We start from the raw sequence: 1,136 nt of genomic DNA, 5'->3' as shown, positions 1-1,136 counted from the left end.
TTATGCCTGCGCCCCGTAGGTTTTACGCACATAAAAAAGCCCGGCGCGAGGCCAGGCTTCTGTTGAGCAGTAGCCGTTACTGGCCGCTGTACACCTGGTCGAATACGCCACCATCGTTGAAGTGGGTTTTCTGAATCACCGGCCACTCACCAAAGGTTTTCACCACTGGCAAGAAGTCGACTTTGGGGAAGCGATCCGAGTACTCGGCGAGGATTTTCGCGTTACGTGGACGCAGGTAGTTATTGGCAGCGATGCGTTGGCCTTCGTCGGACCACAGGTACTTCAGGTACGCCTCGGCTTCTTTGCGCGTGCCTTTTTTCTCGACCACTTTATCGACCACGGCTACCGGCGGCTCAGCTTCGGCAGACACACTCGGGTAGACCACTTCAAAGCTGCCACGGCCGAATTCACGGGCGATCATTTCCGCTTCGTTTTCAAAGGTCACCAGCACGTCGCCGATGTTGTTTTGCATAAAGGTGGTGGTGGCGGCGCGGCCGCCGGTGTCGAGCACTGGCGCTTGTTTAAACAGCTTTCCGACAAACTCGCGGGCGGCCTTTTCGTCGCCGCCTTGCTTGAGCACGTAGCCCCAGGCAGAGAGGTAGGTGTAGCGGCCGTTGCCGGAGGTTTTCGGGTTGGGTACGACCACTTCTACGCCGCTTTTCAGCAGGTCTGGCCAGTCTTTCAGGGCTTTGGGATTGCCTTTGCGCACGATAAATACCGTGGCCGAGGTAAATGGCGCGCTGTTGTCTGGCAGGCGGGTGGCCCAGTTTTCTGGAATCAGGTTGCCGTTGTCGTGCAGGGCGTTGATGTCGGTGGCCATGTTCATGGTGATCACATCAGCCTGCAGGCCATCGATCACCGCACGCGCTTGTTTGCTCGAGCCACCGTGGGACATCTGCAAGGTCAGCTCGGGGTTGCCCTCGGCCTGCCAGTGCTTCTGGAAGGCGGCGTTGTAGTCCTTGTAGAAGTCGCGCATGACGTCGTAGGAGACGTTCAGCAACGTAGCCGCGTGCACGCTGGAGGCCAGGGCAAGGCTGGCAGCTAGCAGGGAGGTGGAGAGCAGTCGCTTCATCGAGAATTCCTTAGTCCTGTATCCATGGTCTATGAGTGAACCGGCAGATGATAAAAGCCCGAGG

General features: G+C 58.0%; 1 protein-coding gene. It reads right to left on the bottom strand.

From position 1 onward, the window contains the following. Window positions 1–76: 76 nt before the first annotated feature. Window positions 77–1,072 carry a sulfate ABC transporter substrate-binding protein gene (locus AAAB16_RS01730; RefSeq protein ID WP_340661782.1) on the bottom strand — a complete coding sequence of 332 codons (996 nt, stop codon included), beginning with the start codon at window positions 1,070–1,072 and terminating at the stop codon, window positions 77–79. Between the last annotated feature and the right edge of the window lie 64 nt (window positions 1,073–1,136).

The organism is Pseudomonas sp., assembly GCF_037994325.1.
Taxonomy (GTDB): domain Bacteria; phylum Pseudomonadota; class Gammaproteobacteria; order Pseudomonadales; family Pseudomonadaceae; genus Aquipseudomonas.
This window is presented reverse-complemented; position numbering and strand designations above follow the sequence as displayed.